The organism is Brevibacterium ammoniilyticum, assembly GCF_038429965.1.
Classification (GTDB): Bacteria; Actinomycetota; Actinomycetes; order Actinomycetales; family Brevibacteriaceae; genus Brevibacterium; species Brevibacterium ammoniilyticum.
This window is the reverse complement of sequence record NZ_BAABNP010000001.1, coordinates 128,927-152,434: the sequence shown is the minus strand read 5'-3', so window position 1 is coordinate 152,434 and position 23,508 is coordinate 128,927. Positions and strand designations below refer to the sequence as shown.

The window sequence follows — 23,508 nt, the reverse complement described above, 5'->3', positions numbered from 1 at the left end:
CTCTTCGAGAAACTCACTTCGGAAACATCGTCATCGCACGCAGAGGCCATAGGCTCGGACGAGGAGGCTCAACGATGACGCAATCACCCGACGAACGAGTATCGACCGACACCCCGGACCGCCTCGGCGATGTCACGATCTGCCGCAACTGCGGTGTGGAGACGGTCGATTCTCCCCCGCCGGTCTGCCCGATCTGCGCGGACGAGCGGCAGTGGATGCCGAAGACCGGGCAGGAATGGGTGAGGCGCTCCGAGCTCGAGAACGAAGGTCATCGGATCGTCGTCGACGAACGCGAACCGGGTCTCTTCGGTCTGCACGTCGAACCGCACGTGGGCATCGGACAGACGTGTTATCTCGCGCAGACGGAGGTCGGCAATCTGCTCTTCGACGTTCCGCAGTACATCGATACCGAAGTCGTTGCGGCGATTCGGGCTCTCGGCGGGATCGCCGCGATCGCTCCGAGCCATCCGCACATGTTCGGCATGCAATTGGAGTGGAGTGCTGCGTTCGACGATGCTCCGGTCTTCGTCTGCGCGGCAGACGCCGACTGGGTGCAGAGAGCTGGACCGGCCATCAAGTTCTACGACGATGAGGTCGCCCCTCTGCCGAGCACCGTCCTGCGCCGCGTCGGCGGTCACTTCCGCGGCAGCGCGGTCGCGACGTGGCCGGGCCGGGACGAACGCGGGGTCATGTTCAGCGGCGATTCGATCGGTCCGGTCGCACGTTCGGGATGGGTGACATTCATGCGCAGCTTCCCCAACTATCTGCCGTTGTCCGGTCCCGTCGTCAGGCGGATCGCCGCCTCGGTGGCCGACCTCGACTTCGATCGGATGTACGGCAACTTCGGGAGGATGATCGATTCGGGAGCCGCCGAGGCGGTGCAGAGCTCTGCTGACCGTTACGCCCGCTGGGTCTCGGGAGAATTCGACGACCTCACCTGATCGACTGAGGAATGAGTGCCTGACCATCGCTCGGCACTGGGACCGGTGGTCAATGCGGGAACCCCGGTCCGTGCCCAACTCAACTTCGGGCGGAGAACAGCGATCGGGAATGCCTACTGCTCAGAACGGCGGAGGATCGTCGGTGTAGTCGTGGTACCACTGGACCGGTTTGCTCCAGAAGGCATCGAGCGGCTCGGTCCAGGTGTCGCCGGCTTCCTCACGTCGTCGCGCCGACTCCCATGGATCCGCCTGCCTCGCCGGCATCAGCCGTTTCATGGTCACAGGGTCGGAGCCGACGGGCAGGCATGGCTGCTGGGCGACGTTCTTCCAGTCGAGAAGATCGGCAAGCCGCTTTCGGCGTCGAGCTTCCTGACTGCGCTGGTATTTCACCTCGATGCGTCGGATGCGTTCCGCCTCGGCGGCGGCGCGCGTCTCCTCTTCCTCCCGACGCCGGATCTCCTCTTCATCGGGAGGGAATTCGACATCGTCTTTCGGTGGCGGGATGAGGTGATCGGGTATCGGCACCTCGCCCGGACTGAGACCGCACAGTTCTGCGAACTCGAACGCGTGGGCAACATCGATCGGCTGATCGGGAGCACGGGACTTGGTGGTCACCCCATGTTTGAACTCGTACTCGACGACGCCTGATTCGCGCATTCGAGCGCGGAGGCGCCCCGCGGTTTTGAGCGCATGATGCCGTTTGCACAGCGGGTGGAGGTTGCCGAATCTGGTGAGTCCGCCTGCGAGCGGTTTGAGGTGGAAGAACGGATCGACGTGATCGATCTCCGAGGTCACAGCCTTGCGTGGACACCCAGGGACCGTGCACATCGCCCATTGTGCGATGAGGGTCTTGCGCACATTGTTCGGTATCCGATAGGTGGTCGCTTTGGCGTCGATCGGTGTGCCGGTGGCCGGTTCGGTGAGGATCCTCGTCACCGTCGAGCATCGGCCGGCGATTCGTCGGGCAGTCTCTGCCGGAATCGGGGATCCGTCGGGGAGGATTCCCGGAAGCTTCGAGTCTCCGAAGAGCGAGAGGAACGGTACGGTGACGACGACGCCTGCCTGCATCGCCAGCCACCATTGGTGGGCGGGCATCGCGATGACGACCATGCTGTCGATGATCACCGGTTCGTTGAGACCGAAGGCGGAGAATGCACTCCCCGAGGCCGGCGGACGCTGCGCGTTCACGCCGGCACCTGCGGCCGCACCTGAGACTCCGGCCCTGCCGTCGCCTGCTGTGGGTTTGATGACCTCACCGGAGTCCATCACAATCGAGCCTTCGGCGTCGATGTCGAAGAGCAGATTGCCGTCGGCGTCGAGGAGCGGTTCTTCGCGAACAGTCTGGAGACCGGTCACCGGGTTGATCGTTCGGACTTTGAGAGCCAGTTTGGGCTGCGGCCGCGTGATGATGTCGTACATGAGGTTGTCCATCGCACGATCGTCGACGATCTCGACACCGGGAGGCAGGTCGAATCCGGCGCCGCGGCGCGATCGAACAGCGCGAGCCATCGCCTCGACGCGACGGAAGCATGCATGGAGTTCGTCTGCTGGACCGGTCAGCGTCATTACCGCGCCGCCGTTCTTGAACGTGTGGAGATCGACACGGCGCCGTTCGGCAGCAGTCTTCGATCGGTCCTCGGGCGGCTCGAGAACGTTGATGCGCTTCCGCAGTGAGATGCGCAGCTTGTCGCTGGTGACATCGGCACGTCGTGCGGCGAGGTGCTCGTCGATCTCCGGGAGGTATCGGAAGGCGACCGAGCGGCAGAGATCGGCGACGACGGTGACGTGGGCTATGGTGAAATCGCCTGCTCGGACCCGATCGGCAAAGCGAGGAAGCCCATGAATGATCGTCAGGGCAACGCCGAGGTGGCGGTAGGCCTTGGCGATCGACATCCCGAGGATCGTCGCCGTCTCCGCAATGTCCTCGGCGGGGACGTTGTCGCTGATCCAGGCCGACATGTCGGTGCCCAGCCGGAACTCGGGAAATTCGACCAGGGGTTCCTGCGTCTCGTCCGGTTGCTTCTCCGCGTCCGGCACCGTTTCGTCAGCGGCGACCGAAGGACACAGACAGTGTGTCACTCGCGCAGAGAAGTCTGAGTCGTAGACGGCGAGCACGGTCGAGGTTCGCGGCACGTGGACGAGATCCGTCGACGCTCCCGCGCGTGGTCCGAGCTGTGCAGCAGAGGAATGAGGGCAGGTCGTGGTCGTGCTCGACGCTTTAGCCGTCTCAGTGCCGCCGGTCTCATGAGGGGCCTCGGTGCCGGTTGAGGAGGAATCGGCCTCGTCACCGGCAGTGCACCTCTTGACGGCGGCGGAGATGGATTCCACTCGATAAGGAGCGTCCCCGGCAGGCAACGGCGCACCGAAGAAGCGAACGGCCCGTTCGAGGACGATTCCGGCCGTCGCTTCGAGGACTCTGAGCTGCACCTGGTCGGATTCCGCGGCGATCTCGGAGAGTCCGGCGACGCTCGATCCGATGCGCACAGTGTGTCGAGAGCTGCCGACAGCAGTCGGTACGGCACTCCGGTGAGCAGCGTCCGGACCGGGACGAGCGGTGCGCTGCTCGTTCACGTTCGGTGCGTCCTTCACGGTGCCTCACCTGCCTTCGACGTCAGTGTCGTGGAAGCGAATCAGAGAATCTGATTTCCTAGTACATCAATGGTAATGTATTCGAACTTGATATGTGAATACCTATTTGAAAAATTCTTCTATAAATTTTCGACTTCGCTGATCTCTTCTTCTGCTATGTGCTTCCCATTGTTGCAGTCGGCACTGACACGAGATTGTCCCGAACACATTTAGACTCCGGTGCTCGCACATTGCGTGCCTCGCAGATGTCAGCTTCCACAGGGGTCCGGACAAGGCTCAAGACCAGCTTGCGGGTGCTCAACAACTTCCCGGCCGGCCACAATGCAAGATTCCGACTTCGAGGCGTGAGATGGTCGGCTAACGTGCGAAGAGTGCCGACCGAGATCGGCGGGACCGTCTGCGCCCCTGCATGTCGCGCGGCCCCGGCCCGCTGAGCGCCGCCTGGCCCGCTGCACGCAGCCTGGCCCACTGAGCGCGGCCCCGGCATGCTGAATGCCGCGCGACCCCGGCCCGCCGGGCGACCCGGGCGTACGAAACGACCCCGGCACTGGGAGTGATGGAGGAGTGACAATGAGTATCGAACTCATCTGCGTGATCGTCCTCGGACTGATGTTCGTCATCGGCACGTGGCGCGACATCAACATGGGCCTGCTCGGCTTCGTCGCCGCAGCCGGCGTCGGCGGGCTCGTCCTCGGCCAGGCGCCCGAGGAGTTCCTCGCCGGCTTCCCCGTCGACCTCTTCCTCACTCTCGTCGGCCTCACCTACCTGTTCGGCTTCGCACAGAACAACGGCGTCATCGAAGTCATCGTCCACTGGTGCGTGCGCCTCGTGGGCGGCCGGACGGCGCTCATGCCGTGGATCTTCTTCCTCCTCACCGCGATCCTCATCGCCCTCGGGGCGCTCTTCGCCGTAGCGATCGTCGCTCCCCTGGCGCTGAGTTTCGCCCGGCGCGAGCGGATCAACCAGTTCATGGTCGGCCTCCTCGTCGTCCACGGCGCACTCGCCGGTGCGTTCTCCCCGATCAGTGTCTACGGCATCTTCATCAACGACTACCTGACGAAGAACGGTCTCACTCCTGCCCCGCTCACGCTCTTCGTCGCCCCCTTCGTCTTCAACTTCGTCTTCGCCCTCGTCGTCTACGCCGTCCTCCACAAGCGACCGGGTCTGCGCGCCGAGGCGGACGACCACCTCGTCGCCCCTCGCCCGGATTCCCCGGATGCCTCCCCCGAGGCTGGGTCGGGGTTCGCGTCGGGCGAGACAGGAGCTGATCCCGAGGCAGCCGTACACGTCGGCCCGGCGACCGCCTCGGCGAGCACAGAGCACACGGCGAAGCATCCGCCCGTGCGCCTTGCCCCACGTCAGGTGCCCACGCTCCTCGGACTCATCGCGATGGCGCTCTCGGTCCTCATCTTCGGGTGGGACGTCGGGCTCGTGACGATCACGATCTCCATCGTGCTCACCGCGATCAATCCCACCGCCGGCAAGGCGGCGATGACGAAGGTGGCGTGGCCGGTCGTCATCCTCATCTGCGGCGTGCTCACTTACATCGGAGTGCTCCAGTCCGCGGGCACGGTCGAGTGGGTCTCAGCCGGCATCTCCGCGATCGGGATCCCTCTGCTGGCGGCCCTCCTGCTCTTCTACCTCGCCGGGCTCGTCTCCGCACTCGCGTCCTCGCTGGCGATCATCGGCGTCGTCATCGCGCTCGCGGTGCCGCTGCTCGAATCCGGCGACATCGCCGTCGGCGGATTCGTCGCAGCCTTGGCGATCGCCTCGACGATCGTCGACATCAGCCCGTTCTCAACGAACGGGGCGATGCTGCTCGCCAACGTCGACCCTTCGATCCGCGACGGCTACTACCGGCAGATGATCGCGTACGCGGGCCTCATGTGCCTCATCGGCCCAGGACTTGCGTGGCTCATCGCCGCCGTACCCACCTGGATGGGCGGATGAGCATCGGATGAGCCGCGCACGGCCCTGCGCCTTCAGGTCGACACCGGCTTCTGTCCCTGGACCAGCATCGCGGCGGCCGGATCGGACCCGTGACGACCGTCGAAGTCCACGAATGCCGATTCCATCTCTTCGTTCACGGCGCGCACGATCGGCAGAAAGTCCTTGTGCGTGACGATGAGGAACTGACCCGCGGCCATCGCCTCGACGACCTGCTGACCCACAGCGTCCGGATCGGCTCCCTGGGACAGCATCCGCAAGTTTCCCTCGACGGCGCCGCGGTCGGCTTCGATGCCGAGCATCTCCTCCTGCACCACAGCAGCGGACTCGACGATCCGCGTTGCCACGGTCCCCGGACACAGCACCGAGACACCGATGGCACTGCCCTCCAGATCAGCACGCAGAGCACGGGAGAATCCGACGCTCGCGAACTTGGACGAAGCATAGGCGGCGACGTCGGGAATGGGAATGATGCCGGCCATCGACGCAGTATTGAGGATGTGCGCTCGTCCACCGTGCTCCCGAAACCGGGGAAGGAACGTGGCGGCGCCGAGGAACTGCGCATCGATGTTGATGGCATGCACCCACTTCCACACTTCGTATGTCGTCTTCTCCGCAGAGCTGCCGCCGTTGACCCCGGCGTTGCTGCACAGGATCGTCACCGGCCCGAGCTCGGCCTCGGCCGCATCAGCGGCCCCCTCCCACGCCCCGGGGTCGCTGACGTCCAACCGGACCGTCGCGACGACCCCTCCCTCGTCACGCAGGGCTTCGGCGGCAGCGTCCAAACGCGACTGATCGATATCGGCGAGGGCGACGCGCGCACCCGCCCTGACCAGCGCTCGGGAGATCCCCAGGCCGATCCCCGAGGCGGCTCCCGTGACGAAGGCGACCTCCCCGCGCGGCCATTCGGGTGCATTCGCTCCCTGACCGGTGTGTGCAGCTGATTCGGACTGTGCTTGGATTTCGGGCATGACTGACTCCGTTCTCTCTACATCGGTGGTGCCCCCATGCGGCGATTGCCGCCGAGGCGGTGGTTCCTAAGGCGTTGGTTCTTGAGGCGGTGGTACTGTGGTGGACCGGCGCTCAGTCGCCGAGGCGGCGGAGGAACTCCGCGGCCGTGTACCGCATCCGCCCGATCGTCGTGCGCGGATCGTAGCCGAGCCGCGCCGTCAGGGTCTCGTGCCGTGACTGCAGCGTCGAATGGTGCATCGCGAGCTTCGCGGCCGCCGAGCGGATGCTCTCCGAGTCGACGAGCGTCCGCAGGATCTCCGCGGACAGGTCGTCGAGGTCGCTCAGCGCCACGACGTCGGGATGGGGCACCGCCGGGTCATAGGCGCGGGCGAGTATGAGCATCCCGCCGAGGTCCGTGGCATCGAGGATCGTCTCGGGACCGTCGCCGAGGAGGCGGTGGGCGACGAGTGCCGCCTCCCACGATTCCGGGGCGCAGTCCGCCCGCACCCACGTGCCGAGCCCGGTCCGTGCGCCCGAAGTCGAGTGCTCTCCTGAGGTCAACAACTCCCCGGTGAGCGCACCGCCGGTGCCCGCACCACCGCCGCCGGCACCCTTCCGCCGAACCTCAAGGCTCGTGTGGAGGATCCCCGACGGTGTCGGCGTCGGCGCCGTCCACGTCCAACCGGGTCCGAGGTCGTCGTCGCTGACGATGACCCGGACGGAGTCGGTGGGATCGATGCCGATGCGCACGAGCGCAGTCATCCGTTCGGGAACGGTGCGCTGCGCGTCGACGATCACCTCGACCTCACGGGTCGAACCCTGCCGGGATTCGAGCGCTTCGATGGCCAGCGCCAGTCTCTCGGTGATCATCGCGTCGCTCGAATGCGGCGCACCCGCACGGTCGAGCCAGACCTCGCCGAGCCGGAACTCGACGACGGATCCCCGGGACGCATCGTCCACCTCGGCGAGACGACGACCATCGGGATCGTAGGCCGTCGTCGTCCCCCGGATCGTCGCCGCCGCCACCGTGCCGGAGAGGGCGGCCGCCGCCCGCAGCAACCCGCCGAGCCCCACGCCGCGGGCGGTCAGGGCATCGAAGTATCCGACGACCTTGAGCGATTCCCGCGCTTCCGGGTCGAGGGCGGTGAGCTTTCCGAGGAGATCTCGCATGGTCGCTTCCCTTGTCGGTTACCCCATGTTAGGGCGCGGGTGCGGTGAACTCAACGGCCCAGCGACCTCAGCGGTCCCCGATGATCCTGGCGACCCACGAATTGCGGGCGGCGATCGAGGCTCGGCTCACGGCGGCGTGCGGGGCCATCATGTCGAAGCCGTGGAAGCCGCCCGCCCACACATGCAGCTCCGCGTCGACGCCGGCCTCCCACAGCTTCGTCGCATACGCGACGTCCTCGTCGCGGAAGACCTCGGCGTTGCCGCAGTCGATGTAGGTCGGCGGCAGTCCCGACAGCTCCGTGGCCCGGGCGGGCGCCGCATAGATCGAGACGTCCTCGGTGCCCACCCGATCACCGAGCAGGCTCGACCAGCCGAAGCGGTTGCTGTCCCGCGACCACGTCGTGTTGTCCGTGAACTGGGTCGAGGACACCGTCGAATCACGGTCGTCGATCATCGGGCACACAAGGAGCTGACCGATGAGGTTCGGCCCCTTCCGGTCCCGGGCCAGCAGCGCGGTGCCGGCTGAGACTCCGCCGCCTGCGCTCGCTCCGGCGATGAGGATCGACTCGGGATCGACGCCGAGCTCCTCGGCATGCTCGGCCATCCACGCAAGCCCCGCATAGGAGTCCTCGACGGGATAGGGATCGGGGAACTCGGGGGCGAGACGGTAGTCGATGGTGAGGACGACGGCATCGTACTCGACGATCCACGGTAGGCAGACGTCGACGCCGAGCAGACGATGGCCCGATACCATCCCACCACCGTGGACGTAGTAGATGCCGGTGCCGGTGTCGGTGTGGTCGGCGCGCTTGAAGATCGTCGCCTTCGCCTCGGCACCGTCGGAGACGGGGATGACGATGTCGGTCCGGACGATGCCCATCGACTCGAGCATCTCGGGCTCGATCCCCGGCAGCGGACTGCCGGATTCGTCGCGCATCGCGATGACGGTCTCCATCGTCATGTCGCCGGGCGGCAGGCTTTCGAGCAGCACGTCGAGTGCGGCGCCGAGCTCAGGATCATGGGGTGGTCGGGTGAGAGTCATATCTCCTCCTCGGGGAGTTCGTGGTGACGTCTCCATCGTCTCCTCGCCGAGGCGGCCCCCGGAACCGCCGAATGCGGCGGATTCCCGCAGCCGGGTCCGCCGTTCGCGCGGACGATCTGCCTCCGACGACGGCAGGATCCGTGCGAACAGACCGCGCGAGCGGACCTCACATGTGCCCGGTCGCCTGGAACCTCTCGTGCCACGACAGCGCTTCGCTGAGCAGGTGCGGAGTGTGCCGTCCATGCGGGTTCGCAGCGATCGCCCGCTCGAGGTAGTCGGTCAGCCGCTCCCGGTAGTCGGGGTGGGCGCAGTTGTCGATGATCGCCCGCGCCCTCGCGACCGGGGAGAGTCCGCGCAGATCCGCGAGACCCTGTTCGGTGACGATGACCTGCGTGTCGTGCTCGGTGTGGTCGATGTGGCTGGCGAAGGGCACGATCGAGGAGATCGCCCCGCCCTTGGCCAGGGAGTTCGAGACGAAGAAGTTGAGATAGGCGTTGCGGGCGAAGTCCCCCGACCCGCCGATGCCGTTGATGATCGACGACCCCATGACATGGGTGGAATTGACGTTGCCGTAGATGTCGGCCTCGACCATCCCGTTGATCGCGACGACGCCGAGGCGGCGCACCGCCTCGGGATGGTTCGACATCTCCTGCGTGCGCAGCAGGATCCGGCCCTTGTACGACTCGATGTTCGCGTTGAAGTCCGCTGCCCTCTCCGCCGAGAGCGAGAACGCCGTCGCCGAGACGGAGGCGAGCTTGCCCGAGTCGATGAGGTCGAGCATGCCGTCCTGGATCACCTCGGTGTAGGCGCGCATGCCCTCGAACTCACTGCCCGCGAGGTCGGCCATGACGGCGTTGGCGACATTGCCGACCCCCGACTGCAGCGGCAGGAGGTTCGCCGGCAGCCGGTCGGCGCGGATCTCGTGGCGGAGGAAGTCGACGAGGTGCGCGGCGATCGCCTGCGAGTCCTCATCGACGGGTTTGAACGGCAGGTTCCGATCGGGCTGATCGGTCTCGACGACGGCGACGACCTTCTCCGGGTCGACGCGCAGGTACGGGTCGCCGATGCGTTGCATTGGCTCGAGCAGCTGGATCGGCAGCCGCTCGGGCGGGCGCCGGGTGCCGTAGTAGACGTCGTGGAAGCCTTCGTAGGCACGCGGATGCCACGCGTTGACCTCGAGGATGACCTTGTCGGCGAGATCGAGCCACGTCTTCGAGTTCCCGACCGAGCTGCCGGGTACGAGGAGGCCGTTGGGCAGGATCGCCGCGACCTCGACGACGGCGACGTCGAGGCTACCGTAGAAGCCGAACCACGCCTGCTGGGCCGAATGGCTGAGGTGGGTGTCGATGTACTCCGTCGATCCGTCGTTGATCGACCTGCGCATCCGCGGATCGGACTGGAACGGCAGTCGCTTGCTCACCGCTCCCGCCTCGGCGAGGATGCCGTCGAGCTCGGGCGCCGTCGAGGCCCCCGTCCACAGCTCGATCGCGAAGTCGCGTCCGGCCGCGTGCTCGGCCTCGGCGTGGGCGGCGAGCGCACCGGGCACGGCCTTGGGGTAGCCGGAGCCGGTGAACCCGCTCATGGCGACCCGGTCGCCGGCGGAGATGTGGGCGGCCGCCTCGGCGGCGGTGGTGACCCTGGGGATGAGGGTGGGGCAGGAGATCCTCGACATGCCCCGAGTCTATCGACCGGACAGGCCCCCGCTCCCGCTCAGGGCCACTTCACGAGGTGTCCGTGCCGATCCGGACGTACGCGGCCGGTCCCCTGCGGTCGATTCTCGGTGGTCTCAGTTCCCGGCGTGTGCGCGCATGAGGGCGTCGGTGCGCTCGTGGTCGTGGGATTCGATGGCCTCGACGATGTCGACGTGCAGCTGCAGGCGTTCGGCGATGAACTCGTCGAGCGGCGTCTCCTCGACGGGCAGGACGTTGAGGGTGTGGTCGTCGATGATCGCCATGAGATTGAGGTAGATCGAGCGCAACAGCTGGTTCGGGGTGATCTCGGCGATGCGGCGGTGCAGCGCCCAGTTCGCCTCGAGGAACCGCTTGGCATCGTCGACCTCGACGGCGGTGCGCATCTCGTCGACGCACGCCCACATGTCGCGGACGTCGTTGAGCGAACCGTGGTCGACGGCGTCGGAGGCGAGCAGCGGTTCGAGCGAGTCGCGCACCCGCATCGCGTCCTCGACCGTCGTCGAGTCCGCGTCCAGGGCGAGCAGGGAGTTGCCGAGCCTGGCCATGGGCGTCGGTTCGGCGGCGAAGAGTCCCCCTCCTGGGCCCGGTCGCAGCGTGATGATCCCGCGGTGCTGGAGCAGCCGGAGCGCCTCGTTGAAGGTGCCCTTCGAGACGCCGCATTCGACCTGCAGCGCCCCTTTCGTACCCAGCCGCTGTCCCGGTTCGAGACTGCTCGCGCGTTCGGACACCAGCGCGACGGCCCTGTCCACCGGTGAGATCGCCAGCATTCGGGTGTCACTGGTCATGTCCTCGCTCCCTCCCTGCTTCGGCGCCTGCAACGAGGCTACCGGACGTGCTTGACATCACATCGGTCCACCATGCACTCTTGAAGCCGATAATTGAACATGATCAATCATACCGAATCGGCGGTCGGGTGTCCCGCATCACGACTCTTCCCCCGCCGAGGCGGTCGCCTCATCCGCATTCTCGTCCGAAGGAGAACGAGCAATGACTCCCGCCCCCATCCGCACCGATGTCCTCATCGTCGGTGCCGGTCCGACAGGGCTGACGCTCTCAGCGATCCTCGCCCGCGACGGCATCGACGCGATCACCATCACCCGCTACCCCACGACCGCGCATTCGCCGCGGGCCCACATCACCAATCAGCGTACGATGGAGGTCTTCCGCGACCTCGGCTGCGAGGACGCTGTCATCGCCGCGGCCACACCGAACGAGTACATGCGCAACAACGTGTGGGCGACGAGCTTCGCCGGTCAGGAGATCGCTCGGCTCGAGACCTGGGGCACCGGCACCGCCCGGTCCGGTGACTACGAGGTCGCCAGCCCGAGTGCGATGTGCAACATCTCGCAGCACATCCTCGAACCCGTCATCGCCGAGGCGGCCCGCGGCTTCGGTGCCGACCTGCGCTTCTCGACGGAGCTCGTCTCCGCTCGCGAGACCCCTGACGGGGTCGAGGCGACCGTCCGCAACCGGGAGACCGGTGAGGAGTCGATCATTCTCGCCCGCTACATCGTCGGCGCCGACGGCGGTAGGTCGACGGTCGCCGAGGAGTTCGGCTTCACCTTCACCGGGGAGTCCGGACTCGGGGCGGCGCTGAACATCTGGCTCGACGCCGATCTCACGAAGTACTGCGACTATCGGCCGGGCACGCTCTACTGGATGGCGCAGCCGGGCAACGACTACTGGGTGGGCTCGGGCACGTGGATCAGCGTCAAGCCGTTCACGGACTGGGTGCTGCTGTGCATGTACGACCCGGCCGACGGCGAGCCCGACACGAGCGAGGAGGCGCTCATCGCGCTCGCGCAGTCGACGATCGGCGATCCCTCGGTCGAGGTGACCATCAAACAGGTCTCGAAGTGGCAGATCAACCACGTCATCGCCGACGAATACCGCAAGGGCCGGGCGTTCCTCGCCGGCGACGCCGCCCACCGGCATCCGCCGGCCAACGGGCTGGGGACGAACACCTCGATCCAGGATGCCTACAACCTCGGGTGGAAGCTCTCGGCGGTACTCCGGGGAGATGCGGACGAGGCTCTCCTCGAGACCTACAGTCAGGAGCGTCAGCCCGTCGGCAAGCGGGTCGTCGATCGGGCGATGAAGAGCGTGGTCGACATGGGCCCGATCTCCCAGGCGCTCGGTTTCGCTCCCGGGCAGAGCGCCGAGGAGGGGTGGGCGAGCCTCAACGGACTCTTCGACGATCCGGCCAGGCGCCGTGAGCTCATCGCCGCGGTCGAGCTGCAGAACTACCAGTTCAACGCCCACGGCATGGAGCTCGGCCAGCAGTACGCCTCCGACGGCATCGTCCCCGCCGACGGCGAGCCCGCCGACGCCGCGGGGTCGGCGGACACTGCGGCAGACGACGCAGACTCCGCGGAGCACGCAGACCCGACGGCCGCCTCGGCGGGGACCATCGACGTCGACCTCGACTTCGTGCCCTCGACCCGGCCGGGTGCCCCACTCCCCCATGCATGGGTCGATCACGATCGGCGGCGCCTGTCGACGCTCGACCTCGTCGGCACGGGCGGATGGACGCTCATCACCGGCCATGACGACGCCGGTTGGGTCGAAGCCGCCAAGGCGGTCTCGGGCGAACTGGGACTGCCCGTGCGCACGGCGCAGGTGAGCATGGGCGGGGACTACAACGACGTCCTCCACCGGTGGGCGGAGATCAGCGACGTCACGGGCTCCGGTGCCCTCCTCGTCCGGCCCGACCGGATCATCGCGTGGAACTGCCCAGCGCGCCCCGCCGACCCGACCGCAGCCCTGCGGAATGCGGTGGCGACGGCGACCGGGCGCGGCAGCGAGTCAGCGATGCGCGGCGAACCGGTCGCAGCAGCCGAAGCCTGAGGACTACCATGGTCGGCATGAGGGAAGGTTCCTTGTGCCGACCGTAGGGCCGGATCCATCGGCGCGAGCTTCGGTGCGGGCAGCGTCGGCGGCCTCGGTGCGGGCCTCGGTGACGGCCGGGATGTGCTGGCTTGTCGCGGGTGCGGTGTATCTCCTCGCCGAGGCGGTGACTGCCTCGGCGTTCCCCGGGTATTCGTACGCACTCAACTACATCAGCGACCTCGGGATTCCCGATGTCGAGGTCCTCGCCGGGCGACCCATCGACTCCCCGCTCCACGGGGTGATGACGGCAGGGTTCGTCGCCCACGGTGCGCTCTTCGCACTCGGGGCGATCATCCTCGGCCGCGGTGCGCGATGGCCCCTGCGCCGGACGTTCGTCGCCCTTGCCGTCGTCCATGCGTGCGGGATGGGACTCATCGCGGTCGTCCCCGGCGGGCAGGCGAGCATCGCGGCGGGACTGGGGTGGGTCCACCTCCTCGGCGCGGGACTGGCGCTGTTCGGCGGACAGGGAGCAGCCGTCGTCGCCGGCATCGCCCTGCTGCGCGGGGACGAGCGGACCCCGGCACGCGGTGGCACTCCGCTGCCCGGGCAGGGGTCGAACCGCCTCGGCGTGGTGAGCATCCTCCTCGGGGTGATCGGGTTCCTCGGCATCGTCATGCTTGAGATCGACGTGCGCGCGGTGTCCGGGACGATCCTGCCCGACGGCATCTGGGAACGAATCGGCTTCTACGCGATCATCGCGTGGGATCTCGTCATGGGCACCGCGCTCCTGAGGGGCGCGTCGCGGTCGAGGAGCTCGGCGCCGACAGCACGACGCCCCGATCCGAGGGGCATCGGGGCGCCGTGAGGGGTGGTCCGGCGGGCTAGGCGAAGATGCTCACGCCGCCGGGGCCGACGAGGAGGCCGACGACGATGAGGATGACGCCCCAGAGGATCTGCTTGCGGACGAGGGCGAAGATTCCTGAGATGACGAGGATCGCGGCGATGATCCAAAGGATTGTGGCGAGCATGACGGTGTCCTTTCGTTGATGTGTTCGAGGGGTCTAGTGGCGCGGCGCGTTCGGGTTACGTCCGTCGGGGTCGGGCTGGTTCGGGTCGAGACGGTTGGGGTCGGTGCGTGTCTCGCGGGGGTCGTAGCCGTCGACGTCGTTGACGAAGCCGTCGTCGCTCTCGCGGACCCGCGGGTCACGCCCGTCGACGTCGTTGACGAAGCGATCGGAGCGGTCCCCGGTGGGGTCGTAGGGGTTGCGCCCGCCGAGGCTGTCGTCACGGACATCTGCGTCACGGTCGTACTGCGCCGCACCACCGGCGTCACGGTCGAACCGGTCGCGACCGTCGGTGCCGGCGCCGTCTGCCGTGCGGTCGTACGTACTGGCGTCGTCGCGGTCGTACCTGTCGGCACTGTCGCGGTCGACAGCGGATGCAGCGCCGGCACCGACACCTCGGTTGTCGCGATCCCAGCTGCCGTCTCGGTTCTCGCGACTGTCGTCGCCTCTCTCGCGCCGGTTCCCGTTCTCATCGACATCGGGATCGAGTTCATCGGCTCGGCGGAGGTTGTTCTCCTGCTCCGTGCGGGCTTTCTGCGCCGACTGCTCGAGATGACTGGCCGAGGCATCGAACTGCTCAGCGCGCGCGGCGGCCTCCTGGGCTTCGGCCTCTCGCTGGCGCGCCTCGGCGGCCTTGGCCTCGGCCTCCGCATAGGCCTGGTCGGCGCGCGAACGGGCGGTGCCGGCCTCAGCTTCGTAGGCTTCGGTCCGCGGCCCGGATGCGGCGACCTCCTCGCGGATCTCGGCGGCCTGCTGCCGCTGGGCTTCGCGCTTCTTCGCGGCGGCCTTCTTGGCCACGACGGCGATGACGATGATCGCGATGACGACAATGACGACTGCGACGACGATCCAGAGGATCGTGGATCCATTCATGGGTCCGCTTCCTTTCAGCCTGGTCGATCCGCTTTGATCGATTCGACCACTTCAACAGCGTTGTCTCATCGTTGCACGACAGACGTATACCGGCAAGGGCATTTGAGAACGCATCTTGCCGGATGACACGATTTCGTCACAGGTTCGTCACAGGGGTGCGGCATCCCGCCTGTCTGCTGTACTTCACGGTGCAGGTCGGGGACAGTGGTGGGATGCACCCCACCGACACCATCCCCATCAGCGAACTGGCCGCCACCCACGGCCTCGATATCGATCCGACGACGATCGTCGTCACCGAGCTCGGCCTCGACTTCCGCGTCGCGATCGCCGACGCCGAAGACGGTCGGTCCTGGGTGATGCGCATTCCGCGTCGCCCCGATGTCACCGAACGCGCCGTCGTCGAAGGGCGTCTGCTCTCGCGCATCGCCCCGCATCTCAGCGTCTCCGTGCCCGACTGGCAGATCCAGACCGACGCGCTCGTCGCCTATCCTCTCCTGCCGGGTTCGCCTGGTCTGACGATCGATGACGACGGGCGGCCGGAGTGGCACTTCGACGTCGAGTCAGCCGTGTATGCGCGGTCGCTCGGCGATGTGCTCGCCGAACTCCATGGGCTCGACCCGACCATCGTCGCCGATACGGGCATCCCCATGGAGTCTCCTGACGAGGTCAGGGCCCGCAAGCGGGAGGAGATCGACCTCGTCGCCGCAGAGTTCGACGTGGCGCCCGACCTGCTCGACCGGTGGAGCGTGTGGCTCGGCGACGACCGTTACTGGCCATCATGGACGACGGTGACCCATGGGGAGATCTACCCGGCTCATCAGCTCATGGACGGACCGGTGATCCTCGGACTCCTCGACTGGACCACCGCCTCGGTGGGTGATCCGGCCCGCGACTTCGCCTTCCACCAGGCCAGCGTGTCGCCGGAGACCTTCGACGCGACCGTGAGGCAATACGTCGACCGCGGCGGGAGGGTCTGGTCGATGCTCGCCGAGCACTGCGCCCACCTGTTCTCGACGGCCGCAGTCGAGCTGGGACTCTACGCCCTGGAGACGGGCGATGAGGGTCATGTCGCCGCGGCGAAGGAGCAGCTCGAGCCGCACAGGGGGTGAGGGCGCTCAGCGCTCGTCCGAGCAGCCGTTGTTCTGCTGCGGAAGCCAGATCCACCCCTCACGGGAGACGACGTCGCGCATCGCCTCCGGGGGTGGTTCTGCCTGACGGTCTGCCACCAGTCGAGCCATGAGCGCCGAAACTACCGCGTCGAGGGCATTGTCGTCGTCGATGCACAGGTTCCGGTGCCCGTTCCAATCGAGATCCGGGAACAGGTATGAGAGCCGGTCGATGATCTCAGTGCGCTGGCCACTCTGCTCTCTGCGTTTGTATCCGCGGCTCGGCAGCCCCCAACAGCTCAGCGCCGCCGCCGGATACACTTCGCAGATCCTGCCCGAGCCGTCTCGCGGGACATCGATCCCCTCTGCACGCAGGCGTGCCTCGATACCGGCCCAGCGGAGGGCCGGATAAGCGATCCGATCCGTCGACACGCTCAGCGGTACACGTCCGGTGCGCTGATGGACCATGACGTCGGTCGTCCGCATCGCCATGCTCCGGCGCCAATCGGGGCCGGTCGAGCGCGGAGGTGCGAGTGCGTGCGCAGCGTGATCAGCCAGCAGTGCGACGAACGGGTCAGGCCACCCCAACGGAACGTCGATTCCGCTCTTGTTCGAGGAGGCGATCGTCGCCGCGATGTCGGCGTCCTCGGCGCCGACGACGAGCATCTCGACGACGATCGGCGTGCCGTTGCTGATCTGTGCAATTCCGGTGCGGCGAGGATCCGCCGCCAGATCGATACCGCCGAAGACCATGGCATCAGACTAGCAATCCGGTCGTACCGTGGAGCGATGCTGCTTCCCGGAACTCGCCGTTAGCCTGGTGGGATGAGCGAGTTCCTTAAGCAGCGTTCGACGGCTCCGGAAGGGTTCTTCTCCGCCGAGGCGGCCGGTCTTCAGTGGCTCGCCGCACCGGGCGTAGTGCCCGTCGTCGCGGTGCTCGACCGCGGTGCGGACTTCGTTCTCCTCGAGCGGCTCGAATCGGTTGCGCCGGATGCGCAGGCGGCCTTCGTCTTCGGTCGTCGGCTCGCGCGCCTCCATGATGCCGGCGCCCCGGCGTTCGGCTGGGCTCCGGCCGAACAGTCGTGGTTCGGCCCCCTCGAATCCCCTTTCGAGGTAACGGCGCAGCCGGTGGCCTCCTTCTCCGATTTCTGGGTGAATCAGCGCCTGCGGCCGGTGGCAGCCGACATCGCGGACGAGCTCACGGACGACGAGAACGCCGCGATCGCCTCGGCGATCACAGCGGTGTCGACGGGTGTCTTCGACGGAATCGCCGGTGGCGACCCCGAGCCCCCATCCCGGGTCCATGGGGATCTGTGGTCGGGCAATCTCATGTGGACGCCGGACGGCGGCACGCTCATCGACCCGGCGGCTCACGGTGGTCACCGGCTCGAGGATCTGGCTCTGCTCGCCCTGTTCGGAACCCCGTTCCTCGCAGACATCTGCGCCGGTTACGAGGCCGCGCATCCGCTGCCCTCGGGGTGGCGTCGTGACCTCCCCGCGCACAGCTTCTTCGCCCTACTCGCTCACGTGAAGCTCTTCGGACGAGGCTTCCTCGGCCAGACCGTTGCGGCGGCTCGCGAGATCACGGCCCGGACTGCGGAACTGGGTGCGTGACGCTTGTCATCCGAGGAGCAGGAAGAGCAGACCGAGGATGATGAAGTAGAGCGAGTTCGGCAGTGCGAGCACCATGACCTTGATCGGGTCCACTTTGGTCTTGAGCGTCGCTCCGACAAGCCCGCAGACGACGAAAGCGGTGAGGCCGACCGGAGGAAGGTTCTGCGAAGCAGCTGCGATGTGACTCATTCCCACGGCGATGTTCGTCGGATCGATCCCTGCGTTCTCCAGGATCGGCGATGCGAATGGGACGACGATGGTCTGTGCCGCAGTCTGTGAACCGATGAGCATGCCGAGTATCATCAATGCGACCGTGCTGATGACGGCCACGCCTGAACTCGCAACGTTTTCAGCGAGACCTGCGACGGTGTCGACGGCCCCGCTCGCGTAGAAGCAGCCGACGAGGAACGCCGCGCACAGCTGGATGATCACCGTCTGACGGACGTTCTTCAGTCCTGTGCCGATCGTCCTGGCAGGGGCACGCCGAACCTCGGGGTAGAAGAAGGCGACAACTGTGGCGACGATGATCGCCAGGACCACAGGGAAGGCCAGCCCGTTGAGGATCGGCACGGTGGCCATCCATGCGGTCGCTTCGCGCACACCGGGGATCTCGGCGAAGATGTCGAATCCGATCGCTGTGCGCAGCAGCACGATGACGATGAGGACTCCCAAGGGAACCATGCTCGCCCAGCGCTCACGGATGAGCGTTCCGAGCTGTTGCAGTCGCGTGCCGTTCACCGCCTCGGTGAGCACGGTCCCGGATTCGGCCGCTCCATCGTTTGTATCGCCGGCCGACTCCATCTCCAATCGTTCCAGTCTGCGCCTGCTCACGAATCGAAACGACTCGAGGATCGCAAGGACCAGTCCGATCGTCACCGTGATGTATGAGATCAGTGTGACCGGGTCCGGGTCGGTGTCGACGAGCGACGCCTAGAGATAGACGGCTTGGCTGATCGGCGGCATGAGCGAACCGAGTGACGCCCCGAGGAGGATGATCATGCCGATCTGGACGGGAGACAGTTTCATCTGAGCCAACGAGTGGATGACGAGGAAACCGATGACCGTAGCCGCAGCGATCGCATCACCGAGCAGGGAACCGGCGAGCGTGAGAGTGACGAACGTGGCCGCGATGAGTCCCCTCGGGGACTTGCCGAAGACCAGCTGGAGGAACCGCATCGTCGTGTCCATCGCACCGATGCGCACCTGAGTCTCGGCGTAGATGCTGCCGAAGACGCTCAGTGCGATGACCCATGCGAGCTTGTCGACGCCTTCGACGGTGGCGGTGAGGTACTCCAATGGGGCCATGCCCGACAGAAGTGCCGCGGCCAGACCACCGCCGAGCAGTGCTGCAGGGATGTTCCCGCCGATGTAGGGGATCTTCTTGATGAGGGCGATGGCGAAGAGCACCGCCAGGGATCCGATGACGACGATCATGATGCCTGCTTCCTCGACGTGGGTGGAGATGTCGGTGCTTGCGCTTGCGAGAGCTCATCCGGATCCGGTGCCGCAAGCAAGGTGTTTCGGTCGGATCGGAGGTGCGGCAGATACTCCTGTGTGCTCTGCTCGCCTGTGACGAGATCCCGGACGATCAGCCCGGTGATCGGGGCAAGAGCGATGCCATCACCTTCGTGACCCGCCGCAGTGATCCACCCGTCGAGGCGGGAGTCTCGTGCGATGATCGGCAGCCCGTCTCCGGTGTACGGCCGCAGCCCTGTCATGGCCCGGATGATGCGCACGTTCCGCAGCGACGGCACGACTCGTGCCGCATGGGCGGCGATTCCGGCGAGCACGTCCCGAGGCGGATGCTTGTCGAAACCGGCGAATTCGCGACTGCCGCCGATGAGCAGCGTCCCCGAGGCGGTCTGACCCAAAGACAGGCCGATTCCGTACGGCGGTTGTTCGGCCCCCGGCATCGAAGCAAGATGTTTGGCGGCCACATACTGCGCACACAGCAGGTTGCCGGTGACCATCGGCGGCTGTGCCTCGGATATGAGAATGGTTCCTCGTCTCGGTCGGACAGGAGTCGCCACCCCGGCACGGTGACCCACGATTCCCGCGTACGGTCCTGCCGCGTTGATGACGAGTCCGGTGTCGATGCGACCGAGCGACGTCTCAACGCCGACGACACGATCACCTCGGCGGATGACCGTGCGGAACTCGCAGTGCCGTCGGACACGCGCCCCGCACCGCACCGCCGCGTCGATGAGGGCAGCGTTGAGTGCCAGTGGATTGACCTCTGCGTCCTCAGGACTGTAGCTGGCTCCGAGCACGTGGTCGGCGAGCGCGGGCTGGAGGGAACGCGCTTCGTCGCCGTCGAGGAGGTCGACGGCTATCCCGGCTCTGCGCTGTTCAGCGATGAAGCCCTGCATGAAGTCCATGTGGGCGTCGGATTCGATTGCGACCATGCCTCCGCCCGGGCTGAACTCGATGTCGGCATCGAGTTCTTCGCTCAGGGTTGAGTACAGACTTCGAGACTCCTTCGCCATGCGCATCGGCAGTCCCGGCCGCTTCGACTGGAGGAAGATCGCCTTGTCACATGATCCTGAGGCCCCTGCACCGGGAGCCGCAGAGTCGAGCACAGTCACAGCCGATCCAGCCTGCGCGAGCCGCCAGGCGATCGAGGCCCCGATCACTCCCCCGCCGACGACGACAGCTTCTGAGGTGGTCGCGTTCACGACCGCACCCCGAAATGTCGAGAGTCTCGCCAGAGCTCCGCCATGCGGCGCCGTCCCCGGGCGATCGTCGGTTTGAAGGTCAGAGGTGCAGCTGCGCGTGCCGTCTCGACCTCGGCTCGAGCGGAGGACAGCGCTGCGGAGTCGTCGCGCCCATCGATCGCTGCGGAAATCGCCGCTCCGGCAAGGGCACCCTGCGCGCGAGCCACCTCGGCGGATTCGACTCCGGTGACGTTGCCTGCAACGTAGAGGCCGTCGACGCTCGTCTGCATATTCGGTCCGTGCAAGGGCACCCGTCCGCCGAGCTCTGCAACGTCGACGAGGGCGCATCCGGATGTGAGGTCCTGCAGAGGATAGAGTCCGCCGCTGAGGCAGACAGTGTCAACGGCGACGGCGCGTTCACGACCGACCGGTCGACCATCTGCGTCGACCTGTGCGACTCGGATTCCCGTCACCTCGGACTCGCCGTCGATGCCGGTGACGCATTCGCGCAGGTGCAGCGGCATGCCGGATACCGTCATTCCACGACGAGGCCAGAGTCGAGCCACAAGCGCGGACACTCCTGGAATCGCCAACGCGCCCATCGCTGCTCCGAGGAGGCCCGACGGAGCCAGCCCGCGCAGGTGAGAGAGCCGACGCAGGACCGCCGAAGGGGCGTTCCCAGATATCTCGCCACTCGCGGAACTGCCGCGCTCGGCAGTGTCTGGTGGTGGAGGAGGCAGGTAGATGCCAGTCACGCCGTGGCCGGCGGCGGCGAGTTCGTCGACGATCGACAGCGACAGAGGATCGACTCCGATGACCGCGATGCGATCGCCGGGCACCACTCGGTGGATGTTGAGCATGCTCTGCACGGCCCCGACGGCGAGCACTCCCGGCAGAGTCCAGCCCGGCAGACCGAGGGTGCGCTCGGCTGCGCCCGTGGCGATGACGAGGTGATCGGCGGTGAGTGTGTCACCGCCAGTCAGTGCGAGCGAGAAGCGGGGAGTCCCTTCCGGGTTCTCAAGCGATTCGATCGACCATACCTGTGTGCCCATCCTCAGGTTCACTCCGAGACGATCGGCCCGTTCCGACAACGCACGGGCGTGCTCGGCGCCGACGAACCAGGAACTGCCACGGCGATAGAGCTGTGCGCGAAGTCGGCCTCCGGCCACCGGTCCCTCGTCGAGGACGGTGACACTGGCCCGTACGGTTTCGGCAATGCGGGCGGCAGCGGCAAGACCGGCGGGGCCTGCCCCGACCACGGCGACATCGACGTGGCTCATCGCTCGTCCTCACCTGGACGCTGGTCGGAGGAGTCGCTCAGCGAGCGCCTGTGCGGGTCGGCAAGCGTCTCCACCGTCATTCCTGGGATCACAGGGGTAAGGCACGACCGCACATCGGTGACGGCACCGTTCGGTTCCACGACTGCCATGCGGCATTCGAAGCAGTGGCCGATCCCGCAGTACATGCCGCGCGGCGAACCCGTCCGACTGCGGCGCAGCACCTTCTGCCCGGCATCCCACAGGGCGACGGCCACGGTGTCTCCCTCGCGGGCAGTGATCGTGTGGCCGTCGACGACGAATTCCACCCTTCCGGCAGTCTCGGGCCCGAGCGCGGGGTGCTGGTCGAAGCGGGTCATTGGGCGTCTCCGTTGCGTTCGCCTGCGACCCGCGACGCACCATCAGAGGCGTGCGCAGCTATGTCGCTCAAGCTCACCGGACGCAGCACCGGGCTGCGGTCCAGGTATCCGTAAGCGTGCGATTCGAAGCAGCGATCGAGCAGCGGTCCGCAGATGCGCCCCTGACATACGCCCATGCCGATGCGCAGACGCCGTTTCGCCTCCGCGAGGTCGAGGGTTCCCGTCTCGTCGACGCAATCCTCCACCGCTTCGAGCGTGACGTCCTCACAGCGGCAGACGATGAATTCGGCGGTCATGCTCGGTCCTCCCCGACAGGCCACGACGACGGTGTCGCGCCTGCACTTGCCATTCAAACGCACGAGCGACCGTCTCGGGAGTGTGCACAGTGAGAGAGTTCCTCGAGTCCAGCTTCAGCTGTGCTCAATCTCGACGACGGTGAGCATGGGATCGTCGAAGGTGACTTCGAAGGCGGTGAGCGTCCACGTGAGGAAGTCGTGCGCAGCACGGTGGAAGGCAGCGAGAGCCGCGGCGAGGAGCGGGTTGTCGTCTGTGACTCGGTGAATGAGGTGGACCCGACGAAGTGCAGGGACGTCGTGGAGACGATAGAGGCGAATCGTGCGATCGATGCCGAGTGCGAGGATCGGAACGAGCGCGATTCCCAGGCCCTGGCCGACGAATCCGCGGATGACATCGAGATCGTCGCTGCGGTGGACGATGCGCGGGACAAATCCTGCGTGCTCGCCGAGGCGGGTGAGCAGTTCGTCCTGCACGCTTCCCTGGCTGCCGCACACCCATGACTCGTCAGCGAATTCTCGGATCGACTCTCTCATGCCCGAGGCTCCCTGAGCCTGGCCGAGGACGACCATCTCCTCCGAGAGAAGCGGCGTCACCACGAGTCCGTCGAGCGGCTGCTGCGACAGTCCGGTGTAGTCGTAGACGACGCCGAGATCAGCTTCGCCGGTTCGCACCGACTGCGCGATGTCGTCGTCGATCCCGGGTACGACGAGTGAGACCGCGGCATCGGGATGGGAGGCGACCATATTCGCGACTGCACGCGGGAGAAGTTGGGCGGCGGCACTGCCGACGGCTGTGCAGCGAAGTGCTCCGAGATCGGCGACGGAGAACGCCCTCATCGTGTCGGCGATGGACGCGAGGTCACCGAGCAGGTCGGCGCCGAGTTCGCACATCCTCGTCCCTGCTGCGGTGACGGTGACGCTGCGGGGGCCGCGTTCGAAGAGGGAGACGCCCAGAGCCTTCTCGAGGGCGGAGATCTGCTGCGAGATCGCCGAGGTGGTGTACCCGAGCTCCTTCGCCGCACCGCTGAGGGAACCGTGGTCGACGACTGCGCGCAGTACACGGACATGGAGGAGGTTGAGGTCTGACGGTCGTCCGGTCATCGGC

General features: G+C 66.7%; 22 protein-coding genes. 6 read left to right on the top strand and 16 right to left on the bottom strand.

What is annotated here, in order from left to right:
* The first annotated feature begins 74 nt into the window (after nt 1-74).
* Nucleotides 75-941 carry a hydrolase gene (locus AAHA49_RS00705; protein ID WP_342036862.1) on the top strand — a complete coding sequence of 289 codons (867 nt, stop codon included), beginning with the start codon at nt 75-77 and terminating at the stop codon, nt 939-941.
* 120 nt (nt 942-1,061) lie between these two features.
* Here AAHA49_RS00705 and AAHA49_RS00700 read toward each other — a convergent pair whose 3' ends face one another.
* Nucleotides 1,062-3,425 carry an HNH endonuclease signature motif containing protein gene (locus AAHA49_RS00700; protein ID WP_342036861.1) on the bottom strand — a complete coding sequence of 788 codons (2,364 nt, stop codon included), beginning with the start codon at nt 3,423-3,425 and terminating at the stop codon, nt 1,062-1,064.
* A 675-nt stretch (nt 3,426-4,100) separates the two neighbouring features.
* Between AAHA49_RS00700 and AAHA49_RS00695 the strand changes: the two genes are divergently transcribed.
* Entirely contained in the window at nt 4,101-5,480 is a 1,380-nt protein-coding gene (locus tag AAHA49_RS00695; protein ID WP_342036860.1) for an SLC13 family permease, read from the top strand.
* 32 nt (nt 5,481-5,512) lie between these two features.
* Here AAHA49_RS00695 and AAHA49_RS00690 read toward each other — a convergent pair whose 3' ends face one another.
* From AAHA49_RS00690 to AAHA49_RS00670, 5 genes are all read right to left on the bottom strand, one after another.
* Nucleotides 5,513-6,448, bottom strand: a complete 936-nt coding sequence (locus AAHA49_RS00690) for an SDR family NAD(P)-dependent oxidoreductase (protein WP_342036859.1) — start codon at nt 6,446-6,448, stop codon at nt 5,513-5,515.
* Between the two features lie 112 nt (nt 6,449-6,560).
* Nucleotides 6,561-7,598, bottom strand: coding sequence for a CdaR family protein (locus AAHA49_RS00685; protein WP_342036858.1), 1,038 nt, complete (start codon nt 7,596-7,598; stop codon nt 6,561-6,563).
* A gap of 67 nt (nt 7,599-7,665) precedes the next feature.
* Nucleotides 7,666-8,640, bottom strand: coding sequence for an alpha/beta hydrolase (locus AAHA49_RS00680; protein ID WP_342036857.1), 975 nt, complete (start codon nt 8,638-8,640; stop codon nt 7,666-7,668).
* A 166-nt stretch (nt 8,641-8,806) separates the two neighbouring features.
* Nucleotides 8,807-10,312, bottom strand: a complete 1,506-nt coding sequence (locus AAHA49_RS00675) for a succinyl-CoA:acetate CoA-transferase ScpC (protein ID WP_342036856.1) — start codon at nt 10,310-10,312, stop codon at nt 8,807-8,809.
* A gap of 114 nt (nt 10,313-10,426) precedes the next feature.
* Nucleotides 10,427-11,116 (bottom strand): FadR/GntR family transcriptional regulator, encoded by a 690-nt coding sequence (locus AAHA49_RS00670; RefSeq protein WP_342036855.1) that lies wholly within the window; start codon nt 11,114-11,116, stop codon nt 10,427-10,429.
* Between the two features lie 202 nt (nt 11,117-11,318).
* Here AAHA49_RS00670 and AAHA49_RS00665 point away from each other — a divergent pair, with 202 nt between their 5' ends.
* Together AAHA49_RS00665 and AAHA49_RS00660 are read left to right on the top strand one after the other, a co-directional pair.
* Nucleotides 11,319-13,178, top strand: coding sequence for an FAD-dependent oxidoreductase (locus AAHA49_RS00665; RefSeq protein ID WP_342036854.1), 1,860 nt, complete (start codon nt 11,319-11,321; stop codon nt 13,176-13,178).
* A 121-nt stretch (nt 13,179-13,299) separates the two neighbouring features.
* Nucleotides 13,300-14,025 (top strand): DUF998 domain-containing protein, encoded by a 726-nt coding sequence (locus AAHA49_RS00660; RefSeq protein ID WP_342036853.1) that lies wholly within the window; start codon nt 13,300-13,302, stop codon nt 14,023-14,025.
* 16 nt (nt 14,026-14,041) lie between these two features.
* Here AAHA49_RS00660 and AAHA49_RS00655 read toward each other — a convergent pair whose 3' ends face one another.
* Both AAHA49_RS00655 and AAHA49_RS00650 read right to left on the bottom strand, forming a co-directional pair.
* Nucleotides 14,042-14,188, bottom strand: a complete 147-nt coding sequence (locus AAHA49_RS00655) for a GPGG-motif small membrane protein (protein WP_342036852.1) — start codon at nt 14,186-14,188, stop codon at nt 14,042-14,044.
* A 33-nt stretch (nt 14,189-14,221) separates the two neighbouring features.
* Nucleotides 14,222-15,097 carry a hypothetical protein gene (locus AAHA49_RS00650; RefSeq protein ID WP_342036851.1) on the bottom strand — a complete coding sequence of 292 codons (876 nt, stop codon included), beginning with the start codon at nt 15,095-15,097 and terminating at the stop codon, nt 14,222-14,224.
* 212 nt (nt 15,098-15,309) lie between these two features.
* Here AAHA49_RS00650 and AAHA49_RS00645 point away from each other — a divergent pair, with 212 nt between their 5' ends.
* Nucleotides 15,310-16,206 (top strand): macrolide 2'-phosphotransferase, encoded by an 897-nt coding sequence (locus tag AAHA49_RS00645; RefSeq protein ID WP_342036850.1) that lies wholly within the window; start codon nt 15,310-15,312, stop codon nt 16,204-16,206.
* Between the two features lie 6 nt (nt 16,207-16,212).
* Here AAHA49_RS00645 and AAHA49_RS00640 read toward each other — a convergent pair whose 3' ends face one another.
* Entirely contained in the window at nt 16,213-16,956 is a 744-nt protein-coding gene (locus tag AAHA49_RS00640; protein WP_342036849.1) for a DUF429 domain-containing protein, read from the bottom strand.
* Between the two features lie 72 nt (nt 16,957-17,028).
* Between AAHA49_RS00640 and AAHA49_RS00635 the strand changes: the two genes are divergently transcribed.
* Entirely contained in the window at nt 17,029-17,817 is a 789-nt protein-coding gene (locus tag AAHA49_RS00635) for a fructosamine kinase family protein (RefSeq protein WP_342036848.1), read from the top strand.
* A 6-nt stretch (nt 17,818-17,823) separates the two neighbouring features.
* Here the strand turns inward: AAHA49_RS00635 and AAHA49_RS00630 are convergent, their stop codons facing one another.
* The 7 genes from AAHA49_RS00630 to AAHA49_RS00600 all read right to left on the bottom strand — a co-directional run bounded on the left by AAHA49_RS00630 (nt 17,824) and on the right by AAHA49_RS00600 (nt 23,504).
* Entirely contained in the window at nt 17,824-18,618 is a 795-nt protein-coding gene (locus tag AAHA49_RS00630) for a TRAP transporter large permease subunit (protein ID WP_342037028.1), read from the bottom strand.
* 129 nt (nt 18,619-18,747) lie between these two features.
* On the bottom strand, nt 18,748-19,251 hold the full coding sequence (locus tag AAHA49_RS00625) for a hypothetical protein (RefSeq protein WP_342036847.1): 504 nt from the start codon (nt 19,249-19,251) through the stop codon (nt 18,748-18,750).
* Complete coding sequence (locus tag AAHA49_RS00620; protein ID WP_342036846.1) at nt 19,248-20,492, bottom strand: NAD(P)/FAD-dependent oxidoreductase; 1,245 nt, start codon at nt 20,490-20,492, stop codon at nt 19,248-19,250. The genes AAHA49_RS00625 and AAHA49_RS00620 overlap by 4 nt, the downstream gene beginning before the upstream one ends.
* The gene (locus AAHA49_RS00615) at nt 20,489-21,751 is read right to left on the bottom strand and encodes an NAD(P)/FAD-dependent oxidoreductase (RefSeq protein WP_342036845.1); all 1,263 of its coding nucleotides are present in this window, start codon (nt 21,749-21,751) and stop codon (nt 20,489-20,491) included. The genes AAHA49_RS00620 and AAHA49_RS00615 overlap by 4 nt, the downstream gene beginning before the upstream one ends.
* Nucleotides 21,748-22,107, bottom strand: a complete 360-nt coding sequence (locus tag AAHA49_RS00610) for a (2Fe-2S)-binding protein (RefSeq protein ID WP_342036844.1) — start codon at nt 22,105-22,107, stop codon at nt 21,748-21,750. The genes AAHA49_RS00615 and AAHA49_RS00610 overlap by 4 nt, the downstream gene beginning before the upstream one ends.
* Nucleotides 22,104-22,403 (bottom strand): (2Fe-2S)-binding protein, encoded by a 300-nt coding sequence (locus tag AAHA49_RS00605; RefSeq protein ID WP_342036843.1) that lies wholly within the window; start codon nt 22,401-22,403, stop codon nt 22,104-22,106. The genes AAHA49_RS00610 and AAHA49_RS00605 overlap by 4 nt, the downstream gene beginning before the upstream one ends.
* Nucleotides 22,404-22,517: 114 nt before the next feature.
* A complete protein-coding gene (locus AAHA49_RS00600) occupies nt 22,518-23,504 on the bottom strand; it encodes a LysR family transcriptional regulator (protein WP_342036842.1) in 987 nt (328 codons plus the stop codon).
* Between the last annotated feature and the right edge of the window lie 4 nt (nt 23,505-23,508).